The following is a 24,788-nucleotide window of genomic DNA, read 5'->3' as shown; positions in this document are numbered from 1 at the left end:
GATAATTCTAAACCCTGTTTTTGTTTTGTTTTACGAGAAATTAATCAAGCCAAAAGCACGATAGGCAGCATAAAAAACCGCTAAATTTTACCCGTTCAGTGTTTTGTGCATCGTGTCGCAATTCTGCAAAATGGCACTCGTTGATGCAGGAGGAAGAGAAGGAAATAGCGGTTGTCGGGGCAGAAAAGCAAAAACCCGCCGAAGCGGGTTTTTGCCTGAAAAAAGTGAAACTGACCGATAAGCCGGGTTCTGTCGTGGACAGTCATTCATCTAGGCCAGCAATCGCTCACTGGCTCAAGCAGCCTACCCGGGTTCAGTACGGGCCGTACCTTATGAACCCCTATTTGGCCTTGCTCCGGGTGGAGTTTACCGTGCCACGGACTGTTGCCAGCCGCGCGGTGCGCTCTTACCGCACCCTTTCACCCTTACCTGATCCCACTTGCGTGGGCCATCGGCGGTTTGCTCTCTGTTGCACTGGTCGTGGGCTGTTACACCCCCCAGGCGTTACCTGGCACCTTGCCCTATGGAGCCCGGACTTTCCTCCCCTCCGCCCGTCTCCCCCGAAGAGGACGACGACGAAGCGGCGACTGTCTGGTCAGCTTCGGCGCGAAGTATAGAGGGTTTGCGCGCCCTTGTCACCCCGTGCTGCGCATTCCGACCGCAAGCGTGGCCGCAATGTTGCGCGAAGCGCGGTAAATGTTGTCGAATGCACCGCGAAATGCCTCTTCCAGCGTACCGATACTGGTCAGCACGCTAAATACCGCATCGATACCATATTGATGTACCACGCCCACGTCACGCGTCAGGCTGCCAGCAATACCAATCACCGGTTTATGATACTTTTTCGCCACGCTTGCCACGCCAACCGGTACTTTGCCATGAATGCTTTGGCTGTCGATGCGCCCTTCCCCGGTGACCACCAGCGTGCAGTCGTGAATATGCTCTTCCAGGTTCAGCGCCGTGGTGACAATCTCAATGCCGCTTTTCAGCTCCGCACCAAGAAACGCCATCAGCGCAGCCCCCATACCGCCTGCGGCACCCGCGCCGGGCACCTCTTTAACGTCTACGCGCAGCGATGTCTTAATCACATCAGCATAGTGCGACAGGTTGTTATCGAGTTCGCGGATCATCGCCTCGTCAGCCCCTTTCTGCGGGCCAAAGATGCGGGATGCGCCGTTATCGCCGATCAACGGATTGGTGACATCGCAGGCGACGCGAATGCTGCAATGCTGAATGCGGGGATCGAGGCCCGAGATATCGATGGTATTCAGGCTTTCAAGGCTGCCACCGCCAAAACCGATGTCGGTGCCATTGGCATCCTGGAGTTTCGCGCCCAGCGCCTGGACCATGCCTGCACCGCCGTCATTGGTGGCGCTACCGCCAATGCCGATAATAATGTTCGTTGCACCGCTTTCCAGCGCTTGCAGGATGAGCTCACCGGTACCACGAGAGGTTGTCACCAGTGGATTGCGTTTTTCCGGAGGAACCAGCGCCAGCCCACTGGCCGCCGCCATTTCGATAAACGCGGTTTTTCCGTCGCCAGACATTCCCCAGCTGGCATTCACCTTTTCGCCCAAAGGCCCGGTGACCCACGCATGATGTTCTGAGCCCTGCGTGGCAGCAATCATCGCTTCAACCGTTCCTTCGCCGCCGTCAGCAACCGGAACAGAAACATACTGCGCATCAGGAAAAATTTCCCGAAATCCTTTTTCTATCGCCTGAGCTACCTCGGAGGCAGAAAGGCTTTCTTTGTAAGAGTCTGGGGCGATTACGATTTTCATAGTGATAGCCTGTTGCTGCACAACGCCGGATGGCGTTTCACTTATCCGGCCTACAATGTAGGCCCGGTAAGCTAAGCGCCACCGGGCACAACGTCATTAGCGAGTGACTTCCACCTTCGCCAGTTTTTCGTAGTAGCACGCCAGGGCGCTATGGTCCGCCGTTCCCAGGCCATCAGCACGCAGCGCCTGCATCATTTCCATGACCGCAGCGGTAAGCGGAAGCTGTGCGCCAACGCCGTGAGAGGTGTCCAGCGCATTCGCCAGGTCTTTGATATGCAAGTCGATACGGAAACCTGGTTTGAAGTTTCTATCCATCACCATTGGCGCTTTGGCTTCCAGTACGGTGCTGCCCGCCAGGCCGCCGCGAATCGCCTGGAATACCAGTTCCGGGTTAACCCCCGCTTTGGTTGCCAGCGTCAGCGCTTCGGACATTGCGGCGATGTTCAGCGCGACAATCACCTGGTTTGCCAGTTTAGTGACGTTGCCTGCACCGATATCACCGGTATGCACCACGGAGCCCGCCATCGCTTTCATCAGGTCGTAATATTTGTCGAAAATCGCCTTGTCGCCACCGACCATGACGGAGAGCGTGCCGTCGATGGCTTTCGGTTCACCGCCGCTCACTGGCGCGTCCAGCATATCCACACCTTTTGCTTTCAACGCGTCGCTGATTTCGCGGCTCGCCAGCGGCGCAATAGAACTCATGTCGATCAATACGGTGCCTGGCTTCGCGCCCTCGATAATTCCGCCTTCACCCAGCGCAACCTCTTTCACGTGCGGGGAGTTCGGCAGCATGGTGACAATCACATCACACTGCTCGGCAATGGCTTTAGCGGTGGTGGCGGTTTCTGCGCCTAAGGCAATCAGTTCAGCAATCACTTCCGGGTTACGGTCGGAAACCACCAGCGAGTAACCGGCTTTAATGAGGTTTTTACTCATTGGTTTACCCATGATGCCCAGGCCAATAAAACCAACTTTCATCGTCATAATTGTGTCTCTCTCTTATTGCGGTGGTGGTTATTTTTTAAAGGAATCAGCCAGTTTCTGCGTGGCAGAACGGAAAACGCCGAGGTCGCTGCCGACGGCGACAAAGGTCGCACCCCAGTCAAGATAACGACGCGCGTCCGCTTCAACCGGGGCCAGAATGCCGCTCGGTTTGCCGTGTGCTTTTGCACGCGCAAAAATGTGCTGAATAGCTTTCTGTACATCCGGGTGCGATGCGTTGCCAAGATGGCCCAGTGCCGCAGCCAGGTCGCTTGGGCCAACGAAAATACCGTCCACGCCTTCGGTCGCCGCGATAGCATCAACGTTATCGACGCCCTGCTGGCTTTCGATTTGTACCAGGATGGTGATGTTCTTGTTCGACTGCGCGAAGTAGTCCGGCACCGTGCCAAACATATTGGCGCGATGAGAAACGGAGACACCGCGAATGCCTTCTGGCGGATAACGCGTCGATGCCACGGCCTGCACGGCTTCTTCTTCGGTTTCCACAAACGGGATCAGGAAGTTATAAAAACCGATATCCAACAGACGCTTAATAATCACCGGCTCGTTAGTCGGCACACGCACCACCGGTGCGCTGCTGCTGCCCTTCAGCGCCATCAGCTGCGGAATAAAGGTAGAGATATCGTTTGGTGCATGTTCACCGTCCAGCACCAGCCAGTCAAACCCGGCCAGGCCCAGTACTTCGGTGCTGATTGGGCTTGCCAGCGCTGACCAGCAGCCAATTTGAATCTGTTTGGCGGCCAGCGCGGCCTTGAATTTATTCGGGAAGATATCGTTATTCATCGCTTATACCTTGTCTCTTAACCGTTAATTATTTCTGCAATTCCATACGCTTGATGTCGCCGACGACAAACAGGTAGCAGAACATCGCCATCAGTGCCGAACAGCCGACGAAGACCAGCGCGGCGTTGAAGGAATGCAGTTCACTAACCAGATAGCCAATCACCAGCGGAGTCACGATAGAGGCTACGTTGCCAAACACGTTAAATACCCCGCCGCACAGGCCTACAATTTCTTTCGGTGCGGTATCGGAAATTACCGGCCAACCCAGCGCGCCAAACCCTTTGCCGAAGAATGCCAGCGCCATCAGCGTGACCACCAGTGCGGTGTTATCGGTGTAGTTACACAGGATGATGGTCGAAGCCAGCAACATACCCAGTACAATCGGTAACTTACGCGCTAACGTAATGGTGGCCCCGCGTTTAATCAGATAATCCGAGAACACGCCGCCCAGTACGCCGCCGGCGAACCCGCACAGTGCCGGAATCGACGCCACCAGGCCCACTTTCAGAATCGACATCCCTTTTTCCTGCACCAGATAGATCGGGAACCAGGTAAGGAAGAACCAGGTGATGGTGTTGATAAAGTATTGCCCGAAGAACACGCCCAGCATCATGCGGTTGGTCAATAACTGTTTGATGTAGTGGAGTTTTGGCCCCTGTGTCGTGCTGCCTGGCTTTTTGTGATCCATATCGACCACGGCGCCGTTATCAGAGATAAACTTCAGCTCCTCCGCCGACATGCGAGGGTGGTCGGTCGGGTTATGAATCAGCTTGATCCACAGCCCCGTCAGCACAAAACCAATCACGCCCATCACGGTAAAGACATGTTCCCAGCCCCAGGCGAAGGTCAGCCAGCCCAGCAGCGGTGAGAAGAGCGCCAGTGAGAAATACTGCGCCGAGTTAAAGATAGCGGACGCGGTGCCACGCTCTTTAGTCGGGAACCAGGCCGCAACAATACGCGCGTTGGCCGGGAAGGATGGCGCTTCCGAAAAACCAAGCATAAAACGCATAAAGAACATGGAGATACCTGCCCAGGCGAGTGGGAACATATCCACAAAGCCCTGCAGGAACGTAAACAGTGACCAGAAGAAGAGACTGTAAGAGTAAACCTTCTTCGAGCCGAATTTATCGAGCAGCCAGCCGCCAGGGATCTGCATCAGCAGGTAAGCCCAGCCAAACGCTGAGAAGATATAGCCCATCGAGACCGCACTCAATTGCAGCTCTTTGGCCACTTCCGTACCGGCAATTGATAACGTGGCGCGGTCCGCGTAGTTAACGGCGGTAACAATAAAGATGATTAGTAAGATTAAATACCGGGTTGGTACACCTTTTTTTGATTCGACAGTAGTATCCAGCATCATTTAATTTATCCTCGGGTACAGGATGCCTTATATTATATGTTTAGTACTAAGGCATATTTCACTGATTATTTATCGACAGCAGGAATATCGGATAACTAACCAGACACAATGAAATCGTGATTCAGTATAATCAGCATCGCTGTTCTACACACTGTGCAATTCCACAATTTGAATATTTTAATATCGCATACTATTGAGCATATGCACATCTCTTTGGGCGCTGATGCACAGATTTACGCAATACCCGCCACAGCTGGCCTGACAGGCGATTAAGTGGTGATCTGCGTCACATTTTTACCGTTAAACTCCTGACATTCTTTATGCCATCACGCGATGTAATAATTTTGCTTCGTCAGAAAGCGATACCCTTTATTGTAATTTTTAGGTTTACCACCTGGCTGGAGAATACTGGACAATGGCTAACATCGAAATTCGCCAAGACGCGCCGAAAGCATTTTATATAAAAGTGCACGATACGGATAACGTGGCGATTATTGTTAATGATAATGGCTTAAAAGCAGGAACACGTTTTCCTGATGGGCTTGAGTTAATTGAACATATTCCACAAGGCCATAAGGTGGCATTGGTGGACATTCCCGTTAATGGCGAAATCATTCGCTATGGCGAAGTCATTGGCTATGCGGTGCGCGATATCGTCAAAGGCAGTTGGATCGACGAATCCACCGTGTCGCTGCCGGAAGCGCCGCCGCTGAATACGCTGCCGCTGGCCACCAAAGTACCGGAGCCGCTGCCTGCGCTTGAGGGTTACACCTTTGAGGGTTATCGCAACGCCGATGGCAGCGTAGGGACGAAAAATCTGCTGGGGATCTCCACCAGCGTCCACTGCGTAGCGGGTGTTGTTGATTATGTCGTCAAAATTATCGAACGCGATCTACTGCCAAAATACCCCAATGTGGATGGTGTCGTCGGTTTGAACCACCTCTATGGCTGCGGCGTGGCGATTAATGCACCTGCCGCCATCGTGCCTATCCGCACTATTCACAACATCGCCCTGAACCCGAACTTTGGCGGCGAGGTAATGGTGATTGGCCTCGGCTGTGAAAAACTTCAGCCGGAACGCCTGCTGGAAGGCACGCCAGATGTGAATGCCATTCCGGTCGACAGCGCCAGCATTGTGCGTTTGCAGGACGAACAGCACGTCGGCTTTAAATCGATGGTTGATGATATTTTGCAGGTCGCTGAACGCCACCTGAAAAAATTGAACGCACGCCAGCGCGAGACCTGCCCGGCCTCTGAACTGGTCGTGGGGATGCAGTGTGGCGGCAGCGATGCGTTTTCCGGCGTGACGGCGAACCCGGCAGTGGGCTACGCGTCTGACCTACTGGTCCGCTGCGGCGCAACCGTGATGTTCTCAGAGGTGACGGAAGTACGTGATGCTATTCACCTGCTGACACCTCGCGCCATTAACGAAGAAGTAGGTAAACGCCTGCTGGAAGAGATGGCCTGGTACGATAACTATCTTGATATGGGTAAAACCGACCGCAGCGCCAACCCGTCCCCCGGCAACAAAAAAGGTGGACTGGCAAACGTGGTGGAAAAAGCGCTCGGCTCGATTGCCAAATCAGGCAAAAGCGCCATTGTGGAAGTTCTGTCACCCGGTCAGCGCCCAACCAAACGTGGGCTGATCTACGCCGCGACGCCTGCCAGCGATTTCGTCTGCGGCACGCAGCAGGTGGCTTCCGGTATTACGGTGCAGGTCTTCACCACCGGGCGCGGTACGCCGTATGGCCTGATGGCGGTGCCAGTCATTAAGATGGCGACGCGTACCGAACTGGCGAACCGCTGGTACGACTTAATGGATATCAACGCGGGCACTATTGCCACTGGCGAAGAGACGATTGAGGATGTGGGCTGGAAGCTGTTCCAGTTTATTCTCGACGTCGCCAGCGGGAAGAAGAAAACCTTCTCGGATCAGTGGGGGCTGCATAACCAGCTGGCGGTGTTTAACCCGGCACCGGTTACCTGATATCCTTTTGAAATATTCCTCGCAAAACATGGCCTTAGGGCCATGTTTTTTATTGCCTCGCATTTCACTTCGCGCTAATAATGCATTTGCATTACCCTGCTCAACGGCTATAATTTAGCCAGAATTAATGTTGTAAAGAACAGGTGATTTTATGCTCGCTTATGCTCGTTCTGACGCAGTGCTGACCACTGAATCTAAGGTCACTGTGCGCGGTCAAACTACCTTACCCACGCCAGTACGTGAAGCGCTGAAACTCAAGCCCGGCGAGGACAGTATCCAGTATGACATTTTGCCTGGGGGGCAAGTGCTCATGAGCCGTGTGGGAGATGAACAGGAGGATCACACCATGAAGGCTTTCTTACAGTTTCTGGACACCGACATTCAGAATCACCCTCAGCAATTACGCCCATTCGATATGCATCAGGGCAAAACTCTGGTGTCTGGTATGGACATCAATATCGATGATGAGATTGGCGACGACGATTGATGGACTTTCCGCATAAAGTGAACGGTTGGGCGCTCTATGCTCATCCCTGCTTTCAGGAAACTTATGATGCTTTAGTTGAAGATGTCGAGATATTAAAGGGAAAGGATCCTGAGAACTATCAAAAGAAAGCAGCCACCAGGCTGTTGGCCGTTGTACACAAAGTTATTGAGGAACACATCACCGTCTCTCCTTCATCACCCGCATTTCGTCATGGGAAGACGTTAGGTACAGGTAATCATAAAGACTGGTCGAGAGCTAAATTCGGCGCGGGAAGATATCGACTCTTTTTCCGGTACAGCGAAAAAGAGAGAGTTATCATCCTGGGGTGGATGAACGATGAACACACGCTCAGAAGCTATGGCAAAAAGAGTGACGCTTATGCCACCTTCTGCAAAATGTTGAAGAAGGGGCACCCACCCGCCGATTGGGAGAGTCTTCTGCAAGACGTCCTGACAAGCGCCAAAACTTAAATAATATAAAACATGGCCTTAGGGCCATGTTTTGTTATTCCGCCACCACGACAACGTCGATCCCCGTCTTCCGCAACCCTTCCAGGCACTCTTGCGGAATACCGTCATCAACAATGATCGTATGGATCCGCTGAGTATCGATGATCTTATGCAGGCTCGAACGATTGAATTTACTGGAGTCGGTAACCACGATAATACGTTCAGCGACTTCACACATTTTACGATTCAGCCGCGCTTCATCTTCGTTATGGGTACTGACGCCACGCTCAAGATCAATCGCATCCACGCCCAGGAAAAGCATATCAAAGTGGTAATTTTGCAAAGACTGTTCAGCCTGATCGCCGTAGAAAGAGAGTGACTGTCGGCGCAAATGCCCACCGGTCATCAGCAACTCCACTCCCTCAGCTTCCAGTAGCGCATTAGCTACGTTAATCCCATTCGTCATCGCGATTACGCCCTGATGATGGCGCAGCTTCCTTGCAATCTCATAGGTCGTCGTACCGGAGTCAAGGATCACACGATGCCCTGGATGAATCAGTTCTGCCGCAACCTGCGCAATACGCTGCTTAAGACCGGTATTCAGTGCACTTTTATCCTCAAGGCTAGGCTCTACGTTTGTTGCACCCGTTTCACAAATTAGCGCGCCGCCATAGGCGCGTACCGCAATTCCCTGCTTTTCAAGGAATGCCAAATCGTTACGGATGGTGACGGTTGATACACCGAAAAAGTGAGAAAGATCATTAACCTGAACACTTCCTTGTTGGCGTAACCGCTGAATAATCTGCTCACGACGCTCGCTGGTGCCAGTCATCCGTTTGTCCGCAGAAGTAGAGTCGCTCATCGATAATCCTTTTCTTAATCTTTCGTTTTATTTCGTTTCGTCTATTAACCCCTTTCTTTTACCAAAAAGCAAGCCGGAAACGGTGCAGAGACCGGTTTCTTCGCCACGCCAGAACCTTTCGTTATATTTCTTTTGTGAAACAGATCGTAATTCTATTATCTTTCGTTTTGTTTTTACATCACCTTAATACACTATCAAATGAAACAAACCGAAAGATTTACTGACATAGAACCCTACCGGGAGATGAAAGTGAAACATCTGACGCACATCGTGGAGCAACATAAAAAAGGTGCAGCCAAAGGAATATACGCGGTCTGTTCCGCACATCCTGTTGTACTTGAAGCTGCCATCCGTTTCGCCCGTGAAATGCAAGCTCCGCTTCTGATAGAAGCCACATCGAATCAGGTCGATCAATTTGGCGGCTATACGGGAATGACACCCGTAGATTTTCGCCAATTTGTTATAGAACTTGCGAATAAATGGCATTTCCCGTCAGAGGACTTAATCCTTGGAGGCGATCATTTGGGGCCAAACCGCTGGCAAAAATTATCCTCTGACACTGCCATGGCTCACGCTGAAGATCTGATAAAAAGCTATGTTCAGGCCGGATTTAAAAAGATCCATCTCGATTGCAGCATGTCCTGCGCCGACGATCCTGTTCCCCTGACCGACACCATTGTCGCCAGCCGTGCCGCGCGACTGGCGACAATTGCCGAAGAGACGGCGCACGAGATGTTTGGTGAATCTGACCTTGTTTACGTCATCGGTACCGAAGTCCCCGTTCCGGGAGGTGCTCATGAAACGCTAAATACACTTGAAGTGACGACGCCTTCTGCCGCACAAGCGACGCTACGAGCGCATTACGATGCCTTTGAACAACATGGGCTCACCGCCATTTGGCCAAGAATCATCGGGCTTGTCGTTCAACCCGGCGTCGAATTCGACAACACACAGGTTATCGATTATGTGCCTGAAAATGCCACTGCACTTAGTCAAATGATCGAAGATTACGACACGCTAATTTTTGAAGCGCACTCGACCGATTATCAGAACCCTGCATCACTGCAAAAGTTAGTTTGCGATCACTTTGCCATTCTTAAAGTAGGCCCGGCACTCACCTTCGCGCTACGGGAAGCGCTTTTTGCCCTTAGCGCCATTGAAGAGGAGTTGATCCCTTCTCGTACCAGCGCCAGCCTTCGTACAGTGGTAGAAAATGTCATGCTGGAAAAACCAGAATACTGGGAAAGCCACTACCACGGTGACAACGCACTACGCCGCCTGGCCCGAGGCTATAGCTATTCCGACCGCATTCGTTACTACTGGCCCGATCAATGCATTGATGATGCTTATCATCAGCTGGTACGAAATCTGGAGCATGAAACCCTCGCGCTTCCTCTCCTCAGTCAATATTTACCGCTGCAATACGCCCGCGTCCGCGAAGGCAAGCTCACCGCGACGGTGCATGAATTGATCATCGACCATATTCAGGACGTGCTGCGCCAGTACCACGCTGCCTGCACGCCGCTATAACAAAGAAGAAAAGAAAGGAAAAATGTTATGCCAAATATTGTGTTGAGTCGGATTGATGAACGCCTGATTCACGGGCAGGTAGGTGTGCAGTGGGTGGGGTTCGCTGGCGCAAATCTGGTACTGGTCGCGAATGATGAAGTGGCTGAGGACCCCGTTCAGCAAAACCTGATGGAAATGGTACTGGCAGAAGGCATTGCCGTACGCTTTTGGTCACTACAAAAAGTCATCGATAACATTCACCGTGCTGCTGACAGACAGAAAATTCTCCTGGTCTGCAAAAACCCAACGGATTTTTTAGCACTGGTAGAAGGCGGCGTTCCGGTCAGCCGGATTAATGTCGGCAACATGCACTACGTTAACGGCAAACAGCAAATAGCAAAAACGGTTTCCGTCGATACCAGGGATATCGCCGCGTTCAACGGGCTAAAGGCAAATAATGTTGCCTGCTTTGTCCAGGGCGTCCCCACAGAACCCGCACAGGATCTGTTTAAACTTCTCTGAAGGAGAGTGTCATGGAAATCAGTTTATTACAGGCTGCCGCACTCGGAATACTGGCATTTATTGCCGGCCTGGATATGTTCAATGGCCTGACTCACATGCATCGCCCGGTGGTACTCGGGCCACTGGTAGGGCTCATTCTCGGCGATCTGCACACGGGGATTCTGACCGGCGGTACGCTGGAATTGGTCTGGATGGGTCTGGCGCCTCTGGCAGGGGCACAGCCGCCGAACGTGATTATTGGCACCATCGTGGGCACCACTTTTGCGATTACAACAGGGGTAAAACCTGAGGTTGCTGTCGGCGTCGCCGTTCCTTTTGCCGTCGCAGTGCAAATGGGCATTACGTTCCTGTTCTCCGTTATGTCCGGGGTCATGGCACGTTGTGACAATCTGGCTGCTAACGCGGATACCCGTGGTATTGAGCGCATCAACTATCTGGCACTTCTGGCCCTGGGCACGTTCTACTTTTTGTGTGCGTTCCTGCCAATCTATTTCGGCGCTGAACACGCCAAAACAGCCATTGATGTTCTACCGACACGCCTGATTGATGGCCTCGGCGTGGCAGGCGGCATCATGCCGGCTATCGGCTTTGCGGTCCTGCTAAAAATCATGATGAAGAATGTCTACATTCCCTATTTCATCCTCGGTTTTGTCGCCGCGGCCTGGCTGAAGTTACCGGTACTGGCCATTGCCGCTGCCGCGCTGGCAATGGCGCTCATCGATTTCGTTCGTAAAGATCCTGAACCCAAAACTGCACCGTCACAGCAGGAGGAATTTGAAGATGGCATCTAATCACACCACGCTGACCCCGGTTGCAGATAAAGAGGAAACCCTGCTGACCGGCGTAAACGAAAATGTTTATGACGATCAGTCAATGGGGGCAGACCTGACAAGGCAGGATATTAATCGTGTGGCATGGCGCTCAATGCTTTTACAAGCCTCATTTAACTACGAGCGTATGCAGGCTTCTGGCTGGCTATATGGGCTGCTTCCTGCGTTAAAAAAAATCCATACGAATAAGCGCGACCTCGCGCGGGCAATGACAGGACATATGGGATTTTTTAATACCCATCCTTTTTTAGTGACCTTTGTCATCGGCATCATTCTGGCGATGGAACGTTCTAAGCAGGACGTTAATAGCATCCAAAGTACCAAGATAGCCGTCGGCGCACCGCTGGGCGGTATTGGTGATGCCATGTTTTGGCTCACGCTTCTCCCTATTTGTGGCGGCATCGGCGCAAGCCTGGCGCTTCAGGGGTCCATCCTTGGCGCGGTTATTTTTATTGTTCTGTTTAACGTGGTGCATTTAGGTTTGCGCTTCGGTCTGGCGCATTACGCATACAGGATGGGTGTCGCAGCGATTCCACTTATAAAAGCCAACACGCGCAAAGTGGGGCACGCGGCGTCGATTGTCGGCATGACGGTCATCGGTGCACTGGTAGCAACCTATGTGCGCCTGGCGACGACGCTCGAAATTACCGCAGGCGACGCGGTCGTTAAACTTCAGGCGGATGTCATTGACAAGTTGATGCCTGCGTTTTTACCCCTGGTCTATACCCTGGCGATGTACGGCCTTGTTCGTCGCGGCTGGAGCCCATTGCGCCTTATTGGTATCACCGTCGTGTTGGGTATCGTCGGCAAATTTGCCCACTTCCTCTGAGCATAAGGAGACACAATGTTAAGCATTATTTTGACAGGACACGGCGGGTTCGCCAGCGGAATGGAAAAGGCGATGTTACAGATTCTTGGTGAGCAGGAGCAGTTTGTTGCCATCGATTTCCCGGAAACGTCCTCCACTGCGATTCTCACCGCACAGCTTGAAGAGGCGATACAAACATTACCGGGAAACGAAGGCATCATTTTTCTCACAGACCTGTTAGGCGGTACGCCTTTCCGCGTGGCGTCAACGCTTGCGATGCCACGCCTTGATTGTGAAGTTATCACCGGCACCAACCTGCAATTACTGTTAGAAATGGCGATGGAGCGCGATGAACTGAACTGCAAAGATTTTCGCCAGCAGGCACTCGAGTGCGGTCACCGGGGTTTGACCAGTCTCGCCGATGAGCTTGTCCGCAATCGAGAAAGCGAACCCGTTGAGGAAGGAATATGACGCAAATCATCCGTGCCCGGCATGTATTGACCGGGCAGGGCTGGTGTCACGACAGGTTACTTCGTATTGATGACGGAATGATCACTGCCATCGAACCAGTACCGATTGGAACTCCCTTCCGTGAAGCGGAGTTACTCTGTCCGGCCTATATCGACCTGCATGTTCATGGCGGCGATGGCGTGGATGTGATGGATTGCGATCCTGACGCGCTTGATAGATTAGCCATTTTTAAAGCGCAACAAGGGGTTGGCGCCTGGCTGCCAACAACGGTCACCGCACCAATGGCAGAGATACATCATGCGCTGGCTCGCATTGCAAAACGTTGCCAGTCTGGTGGGCCCGGTGCAACGGTTCTGGGGAGTTATCTGGAAGGACCTTTTTTCACGCCGAAGAATCGTGGCGCGCATCCAGCGGCGTTGTTTCAGGAGTTAGACCTCAACGAGCTGGACCGCTTAATCACTGTTTCACAACAGACCTTACGCATCGTCGCGCTTGCGCCAGAGAAGCCCGGAGCGCTGGAAGCTATTACGTACCTTAAACAACGAGGCGTTCTTGTCATGCTTGGCCATAGCGCTGCGACATCGGAACAAACACAGAAAGCCTTTGATTCCGGCGCTGACGGTCTGGTGCATTGTTTCAATGGCATGACGGGATTACATCATCGAGAGCCCGGCATGGTGGGGGCGGGCCTTACGGATGACCATGCCTGGCTGGAGCTTATTGCTGATGGTCATCATGTTCATCCGTCGGTACTCGCGTTGAGCTGCACGTGCGCTCGCCAGCGCATTATTCTGATTACCGATGCCATGCGTGCCGCAAGTATGCCGGACGGGCGTTACGAGATCTGCGGCTGTGCTGTCGACATGAAACAAGGCGTGGTGCGCACTGAAGAAGGTGGACTGGCTGGCAGTACGCTGTCGCTGGATGCTGCTGTTCGCAATATGGTGCAATTCTGCGACATCAGTTCAGAAGAGGCGATCAAAATGGCATCGTTGCACCCTGCCAAACTGCTGGGTATGGATAGCGAATTGGGCACCATCGACGTAGGAAAACGCGCGAATCTTATCGCCCTGGATAGCCATTTACAGGTACAGAAAACCTGGGTGAATGGCATAGTTGCCATTTAAATCCTTTCGTTATGTTTCTAACTGACTTACTGAGTCTCTCGGTAAGTCATCCTCTTTCACTTTCTTATCTTGATAAACAAATAAAACCTTATAATTCATCATCTTAAATAAAACACCCTTCATATCTCACAAATTTCGTTTTATTTCCTTTTATCAGATTGACCTTTCATTTTCTTTTCTATAGATTTTAGGAAAAGAAACGAAAGAAGCAGTGAAATGAAATGAAAGGTCAATTCCCTCACTGTAATTTCCTGAATGGCTACTGCTAAGGATGATGTGATGAGTGAAACACTGGATATCAATGCAACGGCGGCACCCACCTGGACGGAGGAAGAGATTCGCCAACAACCAGAGACCTGGCTGAAAGCACTCAACAACCTTGATAACCAACGGTGCGAAATAGCGGCTTTTCTAAAGCCTGTTCTGAACGACGGGAACGTAAAAATCATTCTCACGGGAGCCGGAACCTCTGCCTTTATTGGCGATATTATCGCGCCCTGGCTGGCCCGCCATACTCAGCTTGATATCGTTGCCGTACCGACCACTGATATCGTGAGTAATCCGATGGATCATTTCAGTAAAGATCGCACAACGCTGCTGGTCTCTTTTGCGCGATCCGGCAACAGCCCGGAAAGCGTGGCGGCCGTTGAGTTGGCCAATCAAATGATCGATAACAGCTACCATTTGATGATTACCTGTAACGATGCTGGCGCACTTTACCAGGATGCTCATAATAATCCTCGGGCATACGCGCTGTTGATGCCTGCTGAAACGCACGATCGTGGCTTTGCTATGACCAGCAGCATCACCACAATGATGGCAAGTTGCCTCGCCGTTTTCGCCCCGGAAGTGATTAATCTTGCCAGCTTTTGCGCAGTCTCTGAACGCTGCCAGCAGATTATTGAATCTCTGGGCGAATTCCATTCCCATCCCTTCGGCGATCTTCCTTTTAAACGCATCGTCTACCTTGGCAGTGGCGGATTACAAGGCGTAGCACGCGAATCAGCGCTGAAAGTTCTCGAGCTTACCGCGGGCAAGCTGGCGGCCTTCTACGATTCCCCTACGGGTTTTCGCCATGGACCAAAATCATTGGTCGACGGGGAAACGCTGGTGGTTGTGATGATTTCAAGCCATCCGTACACCCGTCAGTACGATCTGGATCTTCTGACCGAATTGCGTAATGACAAGCAAGCAATGCGCGTCATCGCGATCTCTGCTGAGAGGCATCCGGCGATCGACGCGGGCCCACATTTCTACCTTCCTCCCGCTCGCCATTTCCATGATGTTGAACAGGCCTTTTGTTTCCTTATCTACGCGCAAATTTTTGCACTTTCGGAATCGCTAAAAGCCGGAATTACCCCCGACTCCCCTTCGGCTAACGGAACCGTAAACCGTGTAGTTCAGGGCGTCAATATTCATCCCTGGAACGCATGAGAGGTCTGACAAATGGCAATTATCTCGACGAAATACCTGCTTCAGGATGCCCAGGAAAAAGGTTACGCCGTTCCCGCATTCAATATTCATAACGCCGAAACCATTCAGGCGATCCTGGAAGTATGTAGTGAACTTCGATCGCCGGTTATCCTGGCCGGAACGCCGGGTACCTTCAAACACATCGCTTTTGAAGAGATTTACGCGCTGTGTGAAGCCTACTCAGCAAGCTACGATATCCCCCTCGCTCTCCATCTCGATCATCATGAAAAACTTGATGATATCCGCTGCAAAGTTGATGCTGGCGTACGCAGCGCAATGATCGACGGCAGCCACTATCCGTTTGAAGAGAATGTCCGTTTAGTAAAATCGGTCGTCGATTTCTGCCATCGCCACGATTGCAGCGTTGAAGCCGAGCTTGGTCGCCTGGGTGGCGTCGAAGATGACATGAGCGTCGATGCAGAAAGCGCTTTTCTTACCGACCCGCAAGAGGCCCGTCAATTTGTGGAACTGACCGGGGTAGATAGCCTGGCCGTTGCGATAGGAACAGCACATGGTTTATATAAACAACGCCCAAAAATTGACTTTGCCAGACTCGCCAAAATTCGTGAAGTGGTTGATATTCCGTTAGTTCTTCATGGCGCGAGTGATGTTCCAGACGAGTATGTCAGACGCGCCATTGAGCTGGGTATTTGCAAAGTTAATGTTGCAACAGAATTGAAAATTGCTTTTGCCGCAGCAGTTAAAAAGTGGTTTAGCGAAAATCCTGATGGTAATGACCCTCGGTATTATATGCGCGTAGGGATGGATGCAATGAAAGAAATTGTCAGAAACAAAATTACCGTCTGTGGATCAGCACAAAAACTACTTGTTGAGTCAGTTAATTAAACCCTTGCTTAACTCTATATTTAAAAAACTGACGTTGCATTAAAGCATAAAATTAGCGAGCGTTATCTGGCAATCACTGGATAACGCTATTTTTGATAAAGTTACGTAGAGGTACGTAATTAGAAACGCTGAGTCCCTGCAAGTCACACATAAATATTCACCATTTTTATATTACAATAAATTTATATGACAGGAAAACATAATATGAGCTCCCCAAATATTTTATTAACACGTATCGATAACCGTTTAGTTCATGGTCAGGTTGGTGTGACCTGGACATCGACCATCGGAGCGAATCTGTTAGTCGTTGTTGATGATGAGGTGGCGGGTGATGACATTCAGCAAAAGCTCATGGGTATGACCGCAGACACCTATGGTTTCGGCATTCGATTTTTCTCTATAGAGAAAACCATTAACGTCATTGGTAAGGCCGCGCCACATCAAAAAATATTCCTCATCTGTCGCACACCCGCTACGGTACGAAAACTCGTTGAAGGCGGCGTGCCGTTAAAAGAAGTTAACGTGGGGAATATGCATTTCTCTGAGGGTAAACGTCAGATCAGCAATAAAGTTTATATCAATAGTCAAGATTTAGAAGACTTACAGTTTATTAAGAAAAATAATATTAATGTTTTTATTCAGGACGTCCCCGGAGATCAAAAGGAAAACATACCTGAGTAAATGTTCTCTCGATATTCAACCCGACATCACTGATTTATGAGGCATTGATATGCATGAAATTACATTAATGCAAGGGATATCCCTTGCCACATTAGTGTTCTTCCTGGGCATTGATTTTTGGCTGGAAGCACTTTTCCTTTTTCGTCCCATTATCGTTTGTACGTTAACCGGTGCCATTCTGGGAGATATTCAAACGGGGCTTATCACGGGTGGATTAACCGAACTGGCCTTTGCGGGTCTTACACCTGCGGGCGGTGTTCAACCTCCGAACCCCATTATGGCCGGATTGATGACCACCGTTATTGCCTACTCCACTGGCGTCGATGCCAAAACGGCGATTGGCCTCGGTCTCCCCTTCAGCCTGCTGATGCAATACATCATTCTCTTTTTCTACTCAGCATTCTCGTTGTTTATGGCTAAAGCTGACCGCTGTGCAGAGGAAGCGAACACGGGAGCTTTTTCAAGGCTTAACTGGACGACCATGCTGATTGTCGCCAGCTCATATGCCCTACTCGCTTTTCTGTGCACTTATCTGGCGCAGGGGGCGATGCAATCACTGGTTAAGGCCATGCCTGGCTGGTTAACACATGGATTTGAAGTCGCTGGCGGCATCCTGCCTGCTGTCGGTTTCGGCCTGCTGTTACGCGTGATGTTTAAGGTCCAGTTCACGCCTTACCTGATAGCCGGGTTCCTGTTTGTTTGCTTTATCCCAGTCAACAACTTACTACCGGTTGCGGTGCTCGGCGCAGGCTTTGCTATCTGGGAATTCTTCAACGCAAAAACGAAAGCCGCGGCGCAAGTCGTGCAGAAAAGTGAATCAACAGAGGACTACAGCAATGGGATCTGAAATTAGCAAAAAAGATATTACCCGCTTAGGGTTTCGCTCCTCTTTGCTTCAGGCCAGCTTTAACTATGAACGTATGCAGGCCGGCGGCTTTACCTGGGCAATGTTACCGCTGCTAAAGAAAATCTATAAGGACGACAAGGCCGGGTTAAGCGCGGCAATGAAGGATAACCTCGAGTTTATTAACACTCACCCTAACCTGGTGGGCTTCCTGATGGGCCTGTTAATCTCCATGGAGGAAAATAAAGAAGATCGCAGCACCATCAAAGGGTTAAAGGTTGCATTGTTCGGGCCCATTGCCGGGATTGGCGACGCTATTTTCTGGTTTACGTTGTTACCGATTATGGCCGGGATCTGTTCATCTTTTGCCAGTCAGGGAAACCTGCTCGGGCCAATACTCTTTTTCGCCGTCTATCTGGGGGTTTTCTTCCTGCGAGTAGGCTGGACGCATATCGGCTATACGCTGGGCATCAAAGCGATCGACAAAGTGCGCGAGAACTCGCAAATGATTGCCCGTTCCGCGACGATCCTCGGGATCACCGTCATCGGTGGCTTGATTGCCTCCTACGTGCACATAAATGTGATCACCACGTTCGCTATTGATGCCACTCATAAAGTCGCGCTCCAGCAGGACTTCTTCGACAAAGTCTTCCCGAATATTCTGCCTCTGGGCTATACGCTACTGATGTACTACTTCCTGCGGGTGAAAAAATCACACCCGGTATTACTGATTGGCGTGACGTTCGTACTGGCAATCCTCGCCTCAGCACTGGGCATTCTTTAGGACCTATCATCATGCAGAAAATTAATGTCTGTAGTCACTATGACGTTTTGAGCCAACAAGCCAGCGAACTGTTGCTTGCCTGCATTGAAAATAAACCGGACGCCGTCATTTGCCTTGCTACCGGCGCGACGCCGCTGCTTACCTATCATTATCTGGTAGAGAAAATCCGCCAGCGCAGGATAGATATCAGCAAAGTGACCTTTGTAAAACTGGATGAGTGGGTGGGTTTACCCTTAGAGACACCAGGAACCTGTGAGCATTTCCTGCAACAGCACGTTATAGAGCCTCTGGCGTTACGGGCAGACCAGCTAATCGGTTTTCGATCTGAAGGGATTGATGAAACAGAATGTCTGCGTGTGACGCATCAAATTGCCCAACGCGGCGGGCTGGATCTCTGTGTTCTGGGGCTGGGTAAAAATGGTCACCTGGGTCTGAATGAACCTTCGCCGACTCTCGAACCGTTCTGCCACATCAGCAAGCTTGATGATAAAACGCGGGGTCATGACATGCTGCAACAAGCAGGTATTCCCGTTGAATTCGGTATTACGTTAGGGCTAAAAGAAATCATGAGCGCCAGAGAAGTTCTTATGCTGATTGCAGGAGAGGGAAAACAGGATGCTTTTGAACGGTTTATGTCAAAAAGGATAAGTACGCTAACACCAGCCTCATTGCTGTGGTTGCATGAGAAATTAACGTGTCTGGTTGATGGGTCAATCGTGAGATAGAACGCCTGTCGGGTTGCGGCTTAATCTGGAGCCGCAACCTGGTCAATTCGTCTTAATCGCCCTGGTGCTCCAGCGCATACTTATACAACGCATTCTTTTTCACGCCGTGAATTTCCGCAGCCAGGGCCGCCGCTTTCTTCAGCGGCAGTTCTGCCTGTAACAGCGCCAGCGTGCGCAGCGCATCGGCGGGCAAGTCATCTTCCTGCGCTTTATGGCCTTCGACAATCAGCACCATCTCGCCTTTGCGACGGTTTTCATCTTCCTTCACCCACGCCAACAGTTCACCTACCGGCGCGCCGTGAATAGATTCCCAGGTTTTAGTCAGCTCACGGGCCAGAACCACGTAGCGAGATTCGCCCAATACCGCGACAATATCTTCCAGGCTATCTAACAGACGGTGTGTTGACTCATAAAAAATCAGCGTGCGCGTTTCTTCTTCGATAGCTTTCAGCGCGTCGCGACGACCTTTTGATTTGGCCGGCAGGAAGCCTTCATAGCAGAAACGGTCCGAAGGCAGACCGGCGGCGCTCAGTGCGGCGATAGCAGCACACGGCCCCGGCAGCGGGACAACGCGGATGCCCGCTTCACGACAGGTACGCACAAGATGATAGCCAGGATCGTTAATCAGCGGCGTGCCCGCATCGGAAACCAGCGCAATGTTTTGCCCCTCTTTCAGCTTCGCCACCAGCGTTTCGGCTTTTTGTTGTTCATTGTGGTCGTGAAGCGCAAACAAACGGGCGTTAATCGCAAAGTGTTGCAGCAGTAAACCGGTGTGACGCGTATCCTCAGCGGCAATTAAATCAACGGCTTGTAATACGTTTAATGCACGTTGGGTGATATCAGCCAGATTCCCGATAGGAGTGGGTACAATATAGAGCTGACCTTCAGAATTCTCAGCTGATTCGTGTTGTTTCATTGTTTCATCCGTATTGCCGATTTAATATTGAGCATTGAGCCAAAAAAATATCACTGGATACATATGGTACCGTCAACATTTCTTCGTTCTAAAGCCACGCGCTGCCTGCCTGTTGTTCTGGCGGCATTACTTTTCGCCGGCTGTGGCACCCAGCAAACACAGGACCAGAGTGCATCCCATTTAGAGGGAACCGCACAAGCGGACTCGGGTTATTACCTGCAGCAGATGCAGCAGAGTGCGAATGATAGCAAGACCAACTGGCAATTACTCGCCATTCGTGCACTGCTGAAAGAAGGTAAGAGCCAGCAGGCAATGGAACTGTTCGGCCAGTTACCGAAAGAGCTTAACGATGAGCAGCGTCTGGAGCAGTCGCTGCTGGCCGTTGAGATCAAACTCGCACAGCAGGATTTCAAAGGCGCGGAAGCGCTGCTGGCAAAAATCGACCCGAATGGTCTAAGCAACAATCAGCAGATTCGCTTCTGGGCCGACGGCATCGCCTCGCAGCAAGGGAAACCCACCCTTACGCTGCTGCGTGCATTAATCGCGCAAGAACCGCTGCTGAAAGCCGTACCGGAAAAACAGAAAAATATCGATGCCACCTGGCAGGCGCTTTCCGCAATGACGCAGGATCAGGCCAACGCGCTGGTGATTAACGCCGATGAAAACGTGTTACAGGGTTGGCTCGATCTGCAACGCGTCTGGTTCGATAACCGTAGCGATGCCGATATGATGAAAGCCGGGATCAAAGACTGGCAGACCCGCTATCCGCAGAATCCTGGCGCAAAACTGCTCCCGACCCAACTGGTGAACGTCCAGAGCTTTAAACCCGCATCGACCAATAAGATCGCCCTGCTTCTGCCGTTAAATGGTCAGGCAGCGGTGTTTGGCCGCGCCATTCAGCAAGGTTTTGAAGCCGCGAAAAACGGGATTTCTCCGGTAAGCGGCAGCGCGGTGCCGGAACAAGTTGCACAGGCGGCATCGACGAATGACGTGGTGAGCCCGTCTCAGGCCGAAGTCACTGACCTGACGACACCGCAGACGCACCCAGTACAGGCCCCAGCGCCTGCACAAGCACCGGTGCAATCCGTCACCGCCGCACCACAGCAGCAAGAACAAGCGCCAGCCGCAACCGCACCTGCAACGCCTGCGGCCCAGCCCGCTGCTGCGAATCCGTCCGCCGAGCTGAAAATTTATGACACCACCACGCAGCCCATGAGCCAGATTCTGACGCAGGCTCAGCAGGATGGCGTCACGCTGGTCGTCGGCCCGCTGTTGAAAAACAATGTCGACGACCTGCTGAAAAGCAATACGCCGCTGAACGTGCTGGCGCTTAACCAGCCGGAGTCAGTCACCAACCGTGCGAACGTCTGCTACTTCGCGCTCTCTCCGGAAGATGAAGCGCGCGACGCCGCGCGTCATATTCATGAGCAGGGTAAACAGGCTCCGCTGCTGCTGGTTCCGCGCAGCGCACTGGGCGACCGTGTGACGCGCGCCTTCGCAGAAGAGTGGCAATCGCTGGGCGGCGGTACCGTGCTACAGCAGAAATTTGGTTCCCTGTCTGAGCTGCGCGGCGGCGTGAACGGCGGCTCCGGTATTGCACTGACCGGCAGCCCGGTCACCACCAGCCAGAATCAACCGCAGAGCGTGACGATTGGTGATTTAACGATTCCGGCACCGCCGAGCGATGCGCAAATCAGCAGCGGTGGTAAAGTGGATGCCGCGTACATCGTGGCGACCGCGCAGGAAATTGCGTTCATCAAGCCGATGATCGCCATGCGTAACGGCAGCCAGGGTGGCGCAACGCTGTATGCCAGCTCGCGCAGCGCGCAGGGCGTCGCCGGGCCCGATTTCCGTTTAGAGATGGAAGGCTTGCAGTACAGTGAGATTCCGATGCTGGCGGGCAGCAACCCATCTCTGATGCAGCAGGCACTGCGTGCGGTGAATAACGACTATTCCCTGGCGCGCCTGTATGCAATGGGCGCAGATGCCTGGTCGCTGGCGAATCATTTCTCGCAAATGCGCCAGGTGCCGGGCTTTGAGCTGAATGGCAACACCGGCGATTTGACGGCAACTCAGGATTGCGTGATTAACAGGAAGTTATCATGGCTCAAATACCAACAGGGTCAGGTCGTTTCAGCAAACTAACCACGAAACAGACTGGCGACGCGGCGGAACTTCGTGCGCGTCGCTGGCTGGAACATCAGGGGCTAACATTCATCGCCGCCAACTTTCGCGATCGCGGCGGCGAAATCGACCTGATTATGCGCGACGGCACGGTAACGGTTTTTGTGGAAGTCCGTTATCGTACTTCCGGTGCGTATGGTGGCGCTGCCGCCAGCGTAACCCGGAGCAAGCAACATAAATTATTACACACTGCTCAATTGTGGCTCGCCCGTCACAATGGGAGTTTTGATACTGTGGATTGCCGTTTCGATGTGGTAGCCTTCACAGGCAATGAGATCGAATGGCTTAAAAACGCATTTAGCTAATAGCAACATCAAGAATTTAAAGGGAAATCGTGCTCGAAAGAATTAAAGTTTGCTTCACTGAAAGCATTCAAACGCAAATTGCAGCGGCAGAAGCCCTCCCGGATGCTATCTCCCGAGCCGCTATGACCCTTGTGCAGTCACTGCTCAATGGCAACAAAATTCTCTGTTGTGGTAACGGATCATCCGCCGCCAACGCACAGCATTTTGCTGCCTGTATGATCAATCGTTTCGAAACCGAGCGCCCTGGTTTACCCGCGATTGCACTTAATGCAGATAATGTGGTCTTAACGGCGATCGCAAACGATCGCTTACACGATGAGATTTACGCCAAGCAGGTGCGCGCGCTGGGTCATGCCGGAGATGTGTTACTGGCAATTTCAACGCGTGGCAACAGCCGCGACATCGTGAAAGCGGTAGAAGCTGCCGTGACGCGTGATATGACCATTGTGGCGTTAACCGGCTACGACGGTGGTGAACTGGCCGGTTTACTCGGTCAGCAGGATGTGGAAATTCGCATCCCTTCCCACCGCAGCGCGCGCATTCAGGAAATGCACATGCTGACGGTGAATTGCTTATGCGATCTGATTGATAACACGCTTTTCCCACACCAGGACGATTAAGGAGTACATATGAAGGCATTCTCGCCCGTCGCAGTCCTTATTTCCGCGCTGCTGCTTCAGGGATGCGTCGCCGCTGCCGTGGTTGGCGGCGCAGCGGTAGGCACGAAAGCGGCAACCGACCCGCGTACTGTGGGAACACAGGTTGACGATGGCACGCTGGAGCTACGCGTAAACACCGCGTTGTCGAAAGACGAACAAATTAAGAAAGAAGCGCGCATCAACGTGACGGCATACCAGGGCAAAGTGTTGCTGGTCGGTCAGGCGCCGAATACCGGGCTGGCGGCTCAGGCCAAGCAAATCGCTATGGGCGTAGAGGGCACCACCGAAGTTTTCAACGAAATTCGTCAGGGTGCGCCAATTAGCCTGGGCACTGCGTCAACGGATACCTGGATCACAACGAAAGTACGCTCCCAGTTGCTGACGACCGATCAGGTGAAATCATCAAACGTGAAGGTCACGACGGAAAACGGTGAAGTGTTCCTGATGGGCGTGGTGACAGACCGTGAAGGCAAAGCCGCCGCGGATATCGCCAGCCGCGTTAGCGGAGTGAAACGCGTCACAACGGCGTTTACCTATATTCAGTAACCGCTCAGGCCTGCGTCAACCGTAGGCCTGATAAGCGTAGCGCCATCAGGCACCGTGCAGCGTAATTGCCGGATAGCGGCGTAAACGCCTTATCCGGCCTACACTGCTCGCCGCGCGATGTCGCGCAACTCCCCTGACTTCAAAATGGTGACGGGTTCCCGCTCCGGTGATAACGCTTCCGTCAGCATTGCCTGCGCCACATCGCACGCCTTGATCGACTTCCAGTTCCCAGGCAGGAAACCAAACAGCGGGGCCAGCAGCGACTCGTTGAGGCGTTTTTTATGGCGTTCCCCCACCAGCATGGATGGCCGGGCAATGGTCAGTCGTGGCCACTGCTGCGCAATCAGCGCATCTTCCATCTCACCTTTGACGCGGTTATAGAAAAAGGGTGAATGCGCATTGGCGCCCATCGCGCTCACCACCAGCATATGCTTCGCCCCCAGTCGCAAACCGGTAAGCGCCGTATCGACCACCAGAGTGTAATCCGACTGAATGAACGCCTCTTTTGAGCCCGCCTCACGCATCGTCGAACCCAGACAACAGAACACGATATCAATTGGCGTCGTGACCTGCGCGAGCGCGTCGCTCAACTGCGGATCGTACGGATTAAAGACTTCGGGAAATCCTTCAAGCGGGCGGCGCGTAGGGGCGGCAATCGAGTAGATATGCGGTTCCTGAAGCAGAAGATGCAGTAAGTGACCACCAACTAACCCGGTAGCGCCGGTTATCAATACCTGACTCATTCATATCCCCTTTACGGATTTTTCACCCTTGTAATCTCGTCGTCCTGCCCCAGACTGTATAGTTCGCAGGATTTTTTCTGAAGCCAAAACCATGGAGGAAT

Annotated in this window: 26 protein-coding genes and 1 other RNA gene; 19 read left to right on the top strand and 8 right to left on the bottom strand. The window is 52.1% G+C overall.

Going from position 1 to position 24,788, the window contains the following annotated elements; all coding sequences use genetic code 11:
* Positions 1-222: 222 nt before the first annotated feature.
* From rnpB to garP, 5 genes are all read right to left on the bottom strand, one after another.
* Positions 223-603, bottom strand: an RNA gene (rnpB, locus tag ACWWFX_RS08660) — RNase P RNA component class A.
* Between the two features lie 32 nt (positions 604-635).
* A complete protein-coding gene (gene garK / locus ACWWFX_RS08655; RefSeq protein WP_473223593.1) occupies positions 636-1,781 on the bottom strand; it encodes a glycerate 2-kinase in 1,146 nt (381 codons plus the stop codon).
* 96 nt (positions 1,782-1,877) lie between these two features.
* Positions 1,878-2,768, bottom strand: a complete 891-nt coding sequence (gene garR / locus ACWWFX_RS08650; RefSeq protein ID WP_473223592.1) for a 2-hydroxy-3-oxopropionate reductase — start codon at positions 2,766-2,768, stop codon at positions 1,878-1,880.
* Positions 2,769-2,798: 30 nt separating this feature from the next.
* Positions 2,799-3,569, bottom strand: coding sequence for a 2-dehydro-3-deoxyglucarate aldolase (gene garL / locus ACWWFX_RS08645; protein ID WP_015962895.1), 771 nt, complete (start codon positions 3,567-3,569; stop codon positions 2,799-2,801).
* A gap of 28 nt (positions 3,570-3,597) precedes the next feature.
* The gene (gene garP / locus ACWWFX_RS08640) at positions 3,598-4,929 is read right to left on the bottom strand and encodes a galactarate/glucarate/glycerate transporter GarP (RefSeq protein WP_276220867.1); all 1,332 of its coding nucleotides are present in this window, start codon (positions 4,927-4,929) and stop codon (positions 3,598-3,600) included.
* Between the two features lie 415 nt (positions 4,930-5,344).
* On the opposite strand from garP, the gene garD reads away from it, so the two are divergent.
* From garD to ACWWFX_RS08625, 3 genes are all read left to right on the top strand, one after another.
* A complete protein-coding gene (gene garD / locus ACWWFX_RS08635; RefSeq protein ID WP_276220869.1) occupies positions 5,345-6,916 on the top strand; it encodes a galactarate dehydratase in 1,572 nt (523 codons plus the stop codon).
* A gap of 151 nt (positions 6,917-7,067) precedes the next feature.
* Positions 7,068-7,403, top strand: coding sequence for a type II toxin-antitoxin system PrlF family antitoxin (locus tag ACWWFX_RS08630; RefSeq protein WP_473223591.1), 336 nt, complete (start codon positions 7,068-7,070; stop codon positions 7,401-7,403).
* Positions 7,403-7,873: a type II toxin-antitoxin system YhaV family toxin gene (locus ACWWFX_RS08625; protein WP_473223590.1), complete on the top strand. Its 471-nt coding sequence runs from the start codon at positions 7,403-7,405 to the stop codon at positions 7,871-7,873. Before ACWWFX_RS08630 ends, ACWWFX_RS08625 begins: the two co-directional genes overlap by 1 nt.
* Positions 7,874-7,907: 34 nt before the next feature.
* Here the strand turns inward: ACWWFX_RS08625 and ACWWFX_RS08620 are convergent, their stop codons facing one another.
* Positions 7,908-8,714: a DeoR family transcriptional regulator gene (locus tag ACWWFX_RS08620; RefSeq protein WP_276220871.1), complete on the bottom strand. Its 807-nt coding sequence runs from the start codon at positions 8,712-8,714 to the stop codon at positions 7,908-7,910.
* Positions 8,715-8,963: 249 nt separating this feature from the next.
* Between ACWWFX_RS08620 and kbaZ the strand changes: the two genes are divergently transcribed.
* From kbaZ to ACWWFX_RS08560, 12 genes are all read left to right on the top strand, one after another.
* Positions 8,964-10,244: a tagatose-bisphosphate aldolase subunit KbaZ gene (gene kbaZ, locus ACWWFX_RS08615; RefSeq protein ID WP_276220874.1), complete on the top strand. Its 1,281-nt coding sequence runs from the start codon at positions 8,964-8,966 to the stop codon at positions 10,242-10,244.
* A 27-nt stretch (positions 10,245-10,271) separates the two neighbouring features.
* Positions 10,272-10,745, top strand: coding sequence for a PTS N-acetylgalactosamine transporter subunit IIB (agaV, locus tag ACWWFX_RS08610; RefSeq protein ID WP_149463959.1), 474 nt, complete (start codon positions 10,272-10,274; stop codon positions 10,743-10,745).
* 11 nt (positions 10,746-10,756) lie between these two features.
* Entirely contained in the window at positions 10,757-11,536 is a 780-nt protein-coding gene (gene agaW / locus ACWWFX_RS08605) for a PTS N-acetylgalactosamine transporter subunit IIC (protein WP_276220876.1), read from the top strand.
* Positions 11,526-12,404 (top strand): PTS N-acetylgalactosamine transporter subunit IID, encoded by an 879-nt coding sequence (gene agaE, locus ACWWFX_RS08600; protein WP_149463961.1) that lies wholly within the window; start codon positions 11,526-11,528, stop codon positions 12,402-12,404. Before agaW ends, agaE begins: the two co-directional genes overlap by 11 nt.
* Before the next feature lie 15 nt (positions 12,405-12,419).
* Positions 12,420-12,854 (top strand): PTS galactosamine/N-acetylgalactosamine transporter subunit IIA, encoded by a 435-nt coding sequence (gene agaF / locus ACWWFX_RS08595; RefSeq protein WP_276220880.1) that lies wholly within the window; start codon positions 12,420-12,422, stop codon positions 12,852-12,854.
* Positions 12,851-13,981, top strand: a complete 1,131-nt coding sequence (gene nagA / locus ACWWFX_RS08590) for an N-acetylglucosamine-6-phosphate deacetylase (RefSeq protein ID WP_276220882.1) — start codon at positions 12,851-12,853, stop codon at positions 13,979-13,981. The genes agaF and nagA overlap by 4 nt, the downstream gene beginning before the upstream one ends.
* Positions 13,982-14,260: 279 nt before the next feature.
* Positions 14,261-15,415, top strand: a complete 1,155-nt coding sequence (locus tag ACWWFX_RS08585) for an SIS domain-containing protein (RefSeq protein ID WP_276220884.1) — start codon at positions 14,261-14,263, stop codon at positions 15,413-15,415.
* Positions 15,416-15,427: 12 nt separating this feature from the next.
* Complete coding sequence (kbaY, locus tag ACWWFX_RS08580) at positions 15,428-16,300, top strand: tagatose-bisphosphate aldolase subunit KbaY (protein ID WP_276220886.1); 873 nt, start codon at positions 15,428-15,430, stop codon at positions 16,298-16,300.
* A gap of 204 nt (positions 16,301-16,504) precedes the next feature.
* Positions 16,505-16,981 (top strand): PTS galactosamine transporter subunit IIB, encoded by a 477-nt coding sequence (agaB, locus tag ACWWFX_RS08575; protein ID WP_473223589.1) that lies wholly within the window; start codon positions 16,505-16,507, stop codon positions 16,979-16,981.
* 49 nt (positions 16,982-17,030) lie between these two features.
* Positions 17,031-17,828, top strand: a complete 798-nt coding sequence (agaC, locus tag ACWWFX_RS08570) for a PTS galactosamine transporter subunit IIC (protein ID WP_473223588.1) — start codon at positions 17,031-17,033, stop codon at positions 17,826-17,828.
* On the top strand, positions 17,818-18,609 hold the full coding sequence (gene agaD, locus ACWWFX_RS08565) for a PTS galactosamine transporter subunit IID (RefSeq protein WP_473223587.1): 792 nt from the start codon (positions 17,818-17,820) through the stop codon (positions 18,607-18,609). Before agaC ends, agaD begins: the two co-directional genes overlap by 11 nt.
* 11 nt (positions 18,610-18,620) lie before the next feature.
* Entirely contained in the window at positions 18,621-19,334 is a 714-nt protein-coding gene (locus ACWWFX_RS08560) for a galactosamine-6-phosphate isomerase (protein WP_473223586.1), read from the top strand.
* 52 nt (positions 19,335-19,386) lie between these two features.
* Here the strand turns inward: ACWWFX_RS08560 and rsmI are convergent, their stop codons facing one another.
* Positions 19,387-20,250: a 16S rRNA (cytidine(1402)-2'-O)-methyltransferase gene (gene rsmI, locus ACWWFX_RS08555; protein ID WP_473223585.1), complete on the bottom strand. Its 864-nt coding sequence runs from the start codon at positions 20,248-20,250 to the stop codon at positions 19,387-19,389.
* Between the two features lie 63 nt (positions 20,251-20,313).
* On the opposite strand from rsmI, the gene ACWWFX_RS08550 reads away from it, so the two are divergent.
* From ACWWFX_RS08550 to dolP, 4 genes are read left to right on the top strand one after another with little or no spacing between them, the layout of a single operon-like run.
* Entirely contained in the window at positions 20,314-22,395 is a 2,082-nt protein-coding gene (locus tag ACWWFX_RS08550) for a penicillin-binding protein activator (RefSeq protein WP_473223584.1), read from the top strand.
* Positions 22,353-22,739, top strand: a complete 387-nt coding sequence (locus tag ACWWFX_RS08545) for a YraN family protein (protein ID WP_276220900.1) — start codon at positions 22,353-22,355, stop codon at positions 22,737-22,739. Before ACWWFX_RS08550 ends, ACWWFX_RS08545 begins: the two co-directional genes overlap by 43 nt.
* A gap of 29 nt (positions 22,740-22,768) precedes the next feature.
* Positions 22,769-23,359 (top strand): DnaA initiator-associating protein DiaA, encoded by a 591-nt coding sequence (diaA, locus tag ACWWFX_RS08540; protein WP_015962885.1) that lies wholly within the window; start codon positions 22,769-22,771, stop codon positions 23,357-23,359.
* Positions 23,360-23,368: 9 nt separating this feature from the next.
* Positions 23,369-23,944, top strand: coding sequence for a division/outer membrane stress-associated lipid-binding lipoprotein (gene dolP, locus ACWWFX_RS08535; RefSeq protein ID WP_276220903.1), 576 nt, complete (start codon positions 23,369-23,371; stop codon positions 23,942-23,944).
* 98 nt (positions 23,945-24,042) lie between these two features.
* Here dolP and ACWWFX_RS08530 read toward each other — a convergent pair whose 3' ends face one another.
* Positions 24,043-24,687: an NAD-dependent epimerase/dehydratase family protein gene (locus ACWWFX_RS08530; RefSeq protein WP_473223583.1), complete on the bottom strand. Its 645-nt coding sequence runs from the start codon at positions 24,685-24,687 to the stop codon at positions 24,043-24,045.
* Positions 24,688-24,788 lie beyond the last annotated feature (101 nt).

The organism is Pseudocitrobacter sp. 2023LY-00077 (assembly GCF_055796175.1).
This window is presented reverse-complemented; position numbering and strand designations above follow the sequence as displayed.

Excerpts from the sequence above, each read along its gene's own strand:
- agaW (WP_276220876.1), top strand. The coding sequence starts at position 10,757 with ATGGAAATCAGTTTATTACAGGCTGCCGCACTCGGAATACTGGCATTT.
- ACWWFX_RS08625 (WP_473223590.1), top strand. The coding sequence starts at position 7,403 with ATGGACTTTCCGCATAAAGTGAACGGTTGGGCGCTCTATGCTCATCCC.
- ACWWFX_RS08545 (WP_276220900.1), top strand. The coding sequence starts at position 22,353 with ATGGCTCAAATACCAACAGGGTCAGGTCGTTTCAGCAAACTAACCACG.
- ACWWFX_RS08630 (WP_473223591.1), top strand. The coding sequence starts at position 7,068 with ATGCTCGCTTATGCTCGTTCTGACGCAGTGCTGACCACTGAATCTAAG.
- agaF (WP_276220880.1), top strand. The coding sequence starts at position 12,420 with ATGTTAAGCATTATTTTGACAGGACACGGCGGGTTCGCCAGCGGAATG.
- garD (WP_276220869.1), top strand. The coding sequence starts at position 5,345 with ATGGCTAACATCGAAATTCGCCAAGACGCGCCGAAAGCATTTTATATA.
- garK (WP_473223593.1), bottom strand. The coding sequence starts at position 1,781 with ATGAAAATCGTAATCGCCCCAGACTCTTACAAAGAAAGCCTTTCTGCC.
- garP (WP_276220867.1), bottom strand. The coding sequence starts at position 4,929 with ATGATGCTGGATACTACTGTCGAATCAAAAAAAGGTGTACCAACCCGG.
- agaE (WP_149463961.1), top strand. The coding sequence starts at position 11,526 with ATGGCATCTAATCACACCACGCTGACCCCGGTTGCAGATAAAGAGGAA.
- rsmI (WP_473223585.1), bottom strand. The coding sequence starts at position 20,250 with ATGAAACAACACGAATCAGCTGAGAATTCTGAAGGTCAGCTCTATATT.
- garL (WP_015962895.1), bottom strand. The coding sequence starts at position 3,569 with ATGAATAACGATATCTTCCCGAATAAATTCAAGGCCGCGCTGGCCGCC.
- ACWWFX_RS08560 (WP_473223586.1), top strand. The coding sequence starts at position 18,621 with ATGCAGAAAATTAATGTCTGTAGTCACTATGACGTTTTGAGCCAACAA.
- agaC (WP_473223588.1), top strand. The coding sequence starts at position 17,031 with ATGCATGAAATTACATTAATGCAAGGGATATCCCTTGCCACATTAGTG.
- kbaY (WP_276220886.1), top strand. The coding sequence starts at position 15,428 with ATGGCAATTATCTCGACGAAATACCTGCTTCAGGATGCCCAGGAAAAA.
- ACWWFX_RS08620 (WP_276220871.1), bottom strand. The coding sequence starts at position 8,714 with ATGAGCGACTCTACTTCTGCGGACAAACGGATGACTGGCACCAGCGAG.
- ACWWFX_RS08530 (WP_473223583.1), bottom strand. The coding sequence starts at position 24,687 with ATGAGTCAGGTATTGATAACCGGCGCTACCGGGTTAGTTGGTGGTCAC.
- agaD (WP_473223587.1), top strand. The coding sequence starts at position 17,818 with ATGGGATCTGAAATTAGCAAAAAAGATATTACCCGCTTAGGGTTTCGC.
- dolP (WP_276220903.1), top strand. The coding sequence starts at position 23,369 with ATGAAGGCATTCTCGCCCGTCGCAGTCCTTATTTCCGCGCTGCTGCTT.
- agaB (WP_473223589.1), top strand. The coding sequence starts at position 16,505 with ATGAGCTCCCCAAATATTTTATTAACACGTATCGATAACCGTTTAGTT.
- nagA (WP_276220882.1), top strand. The coding sequence starts at position 12,851 with ATGACGCAAATCATCCGTGCCCGGCATGTATTGACCGGGCAGGGCTGG.
- agaV (WP_149463959.1), top strand. The coding sequence starts at position 10,272 with ATGCCAAATATTGTGTTGAGTCGGATTGATGAACGCCTGATTCACGGG.
- ACWWFX_RS08550 (WP_473223584.1), top strand. The coding sequence starts at position 20,314 with ATGGTACCGTCAACATTTCTTCGTTCTAAAGCCACGCGCTGCCTGCCT.
- garR (WP_473223592.1), bottom strand. The coding sequence starts at position 2,768 with ATGACGATGAAAGTTGGTTTTATTGGCCTGGGCATCATGGGTAAACCA.
- ACWWFX_RS08585 (WP_276220884.1), top strand. The coding sequence starts at position 14,261 with ATGAGTGAAACACTGGATATCAATGCAACGGCGGCACCCACCTGGACG.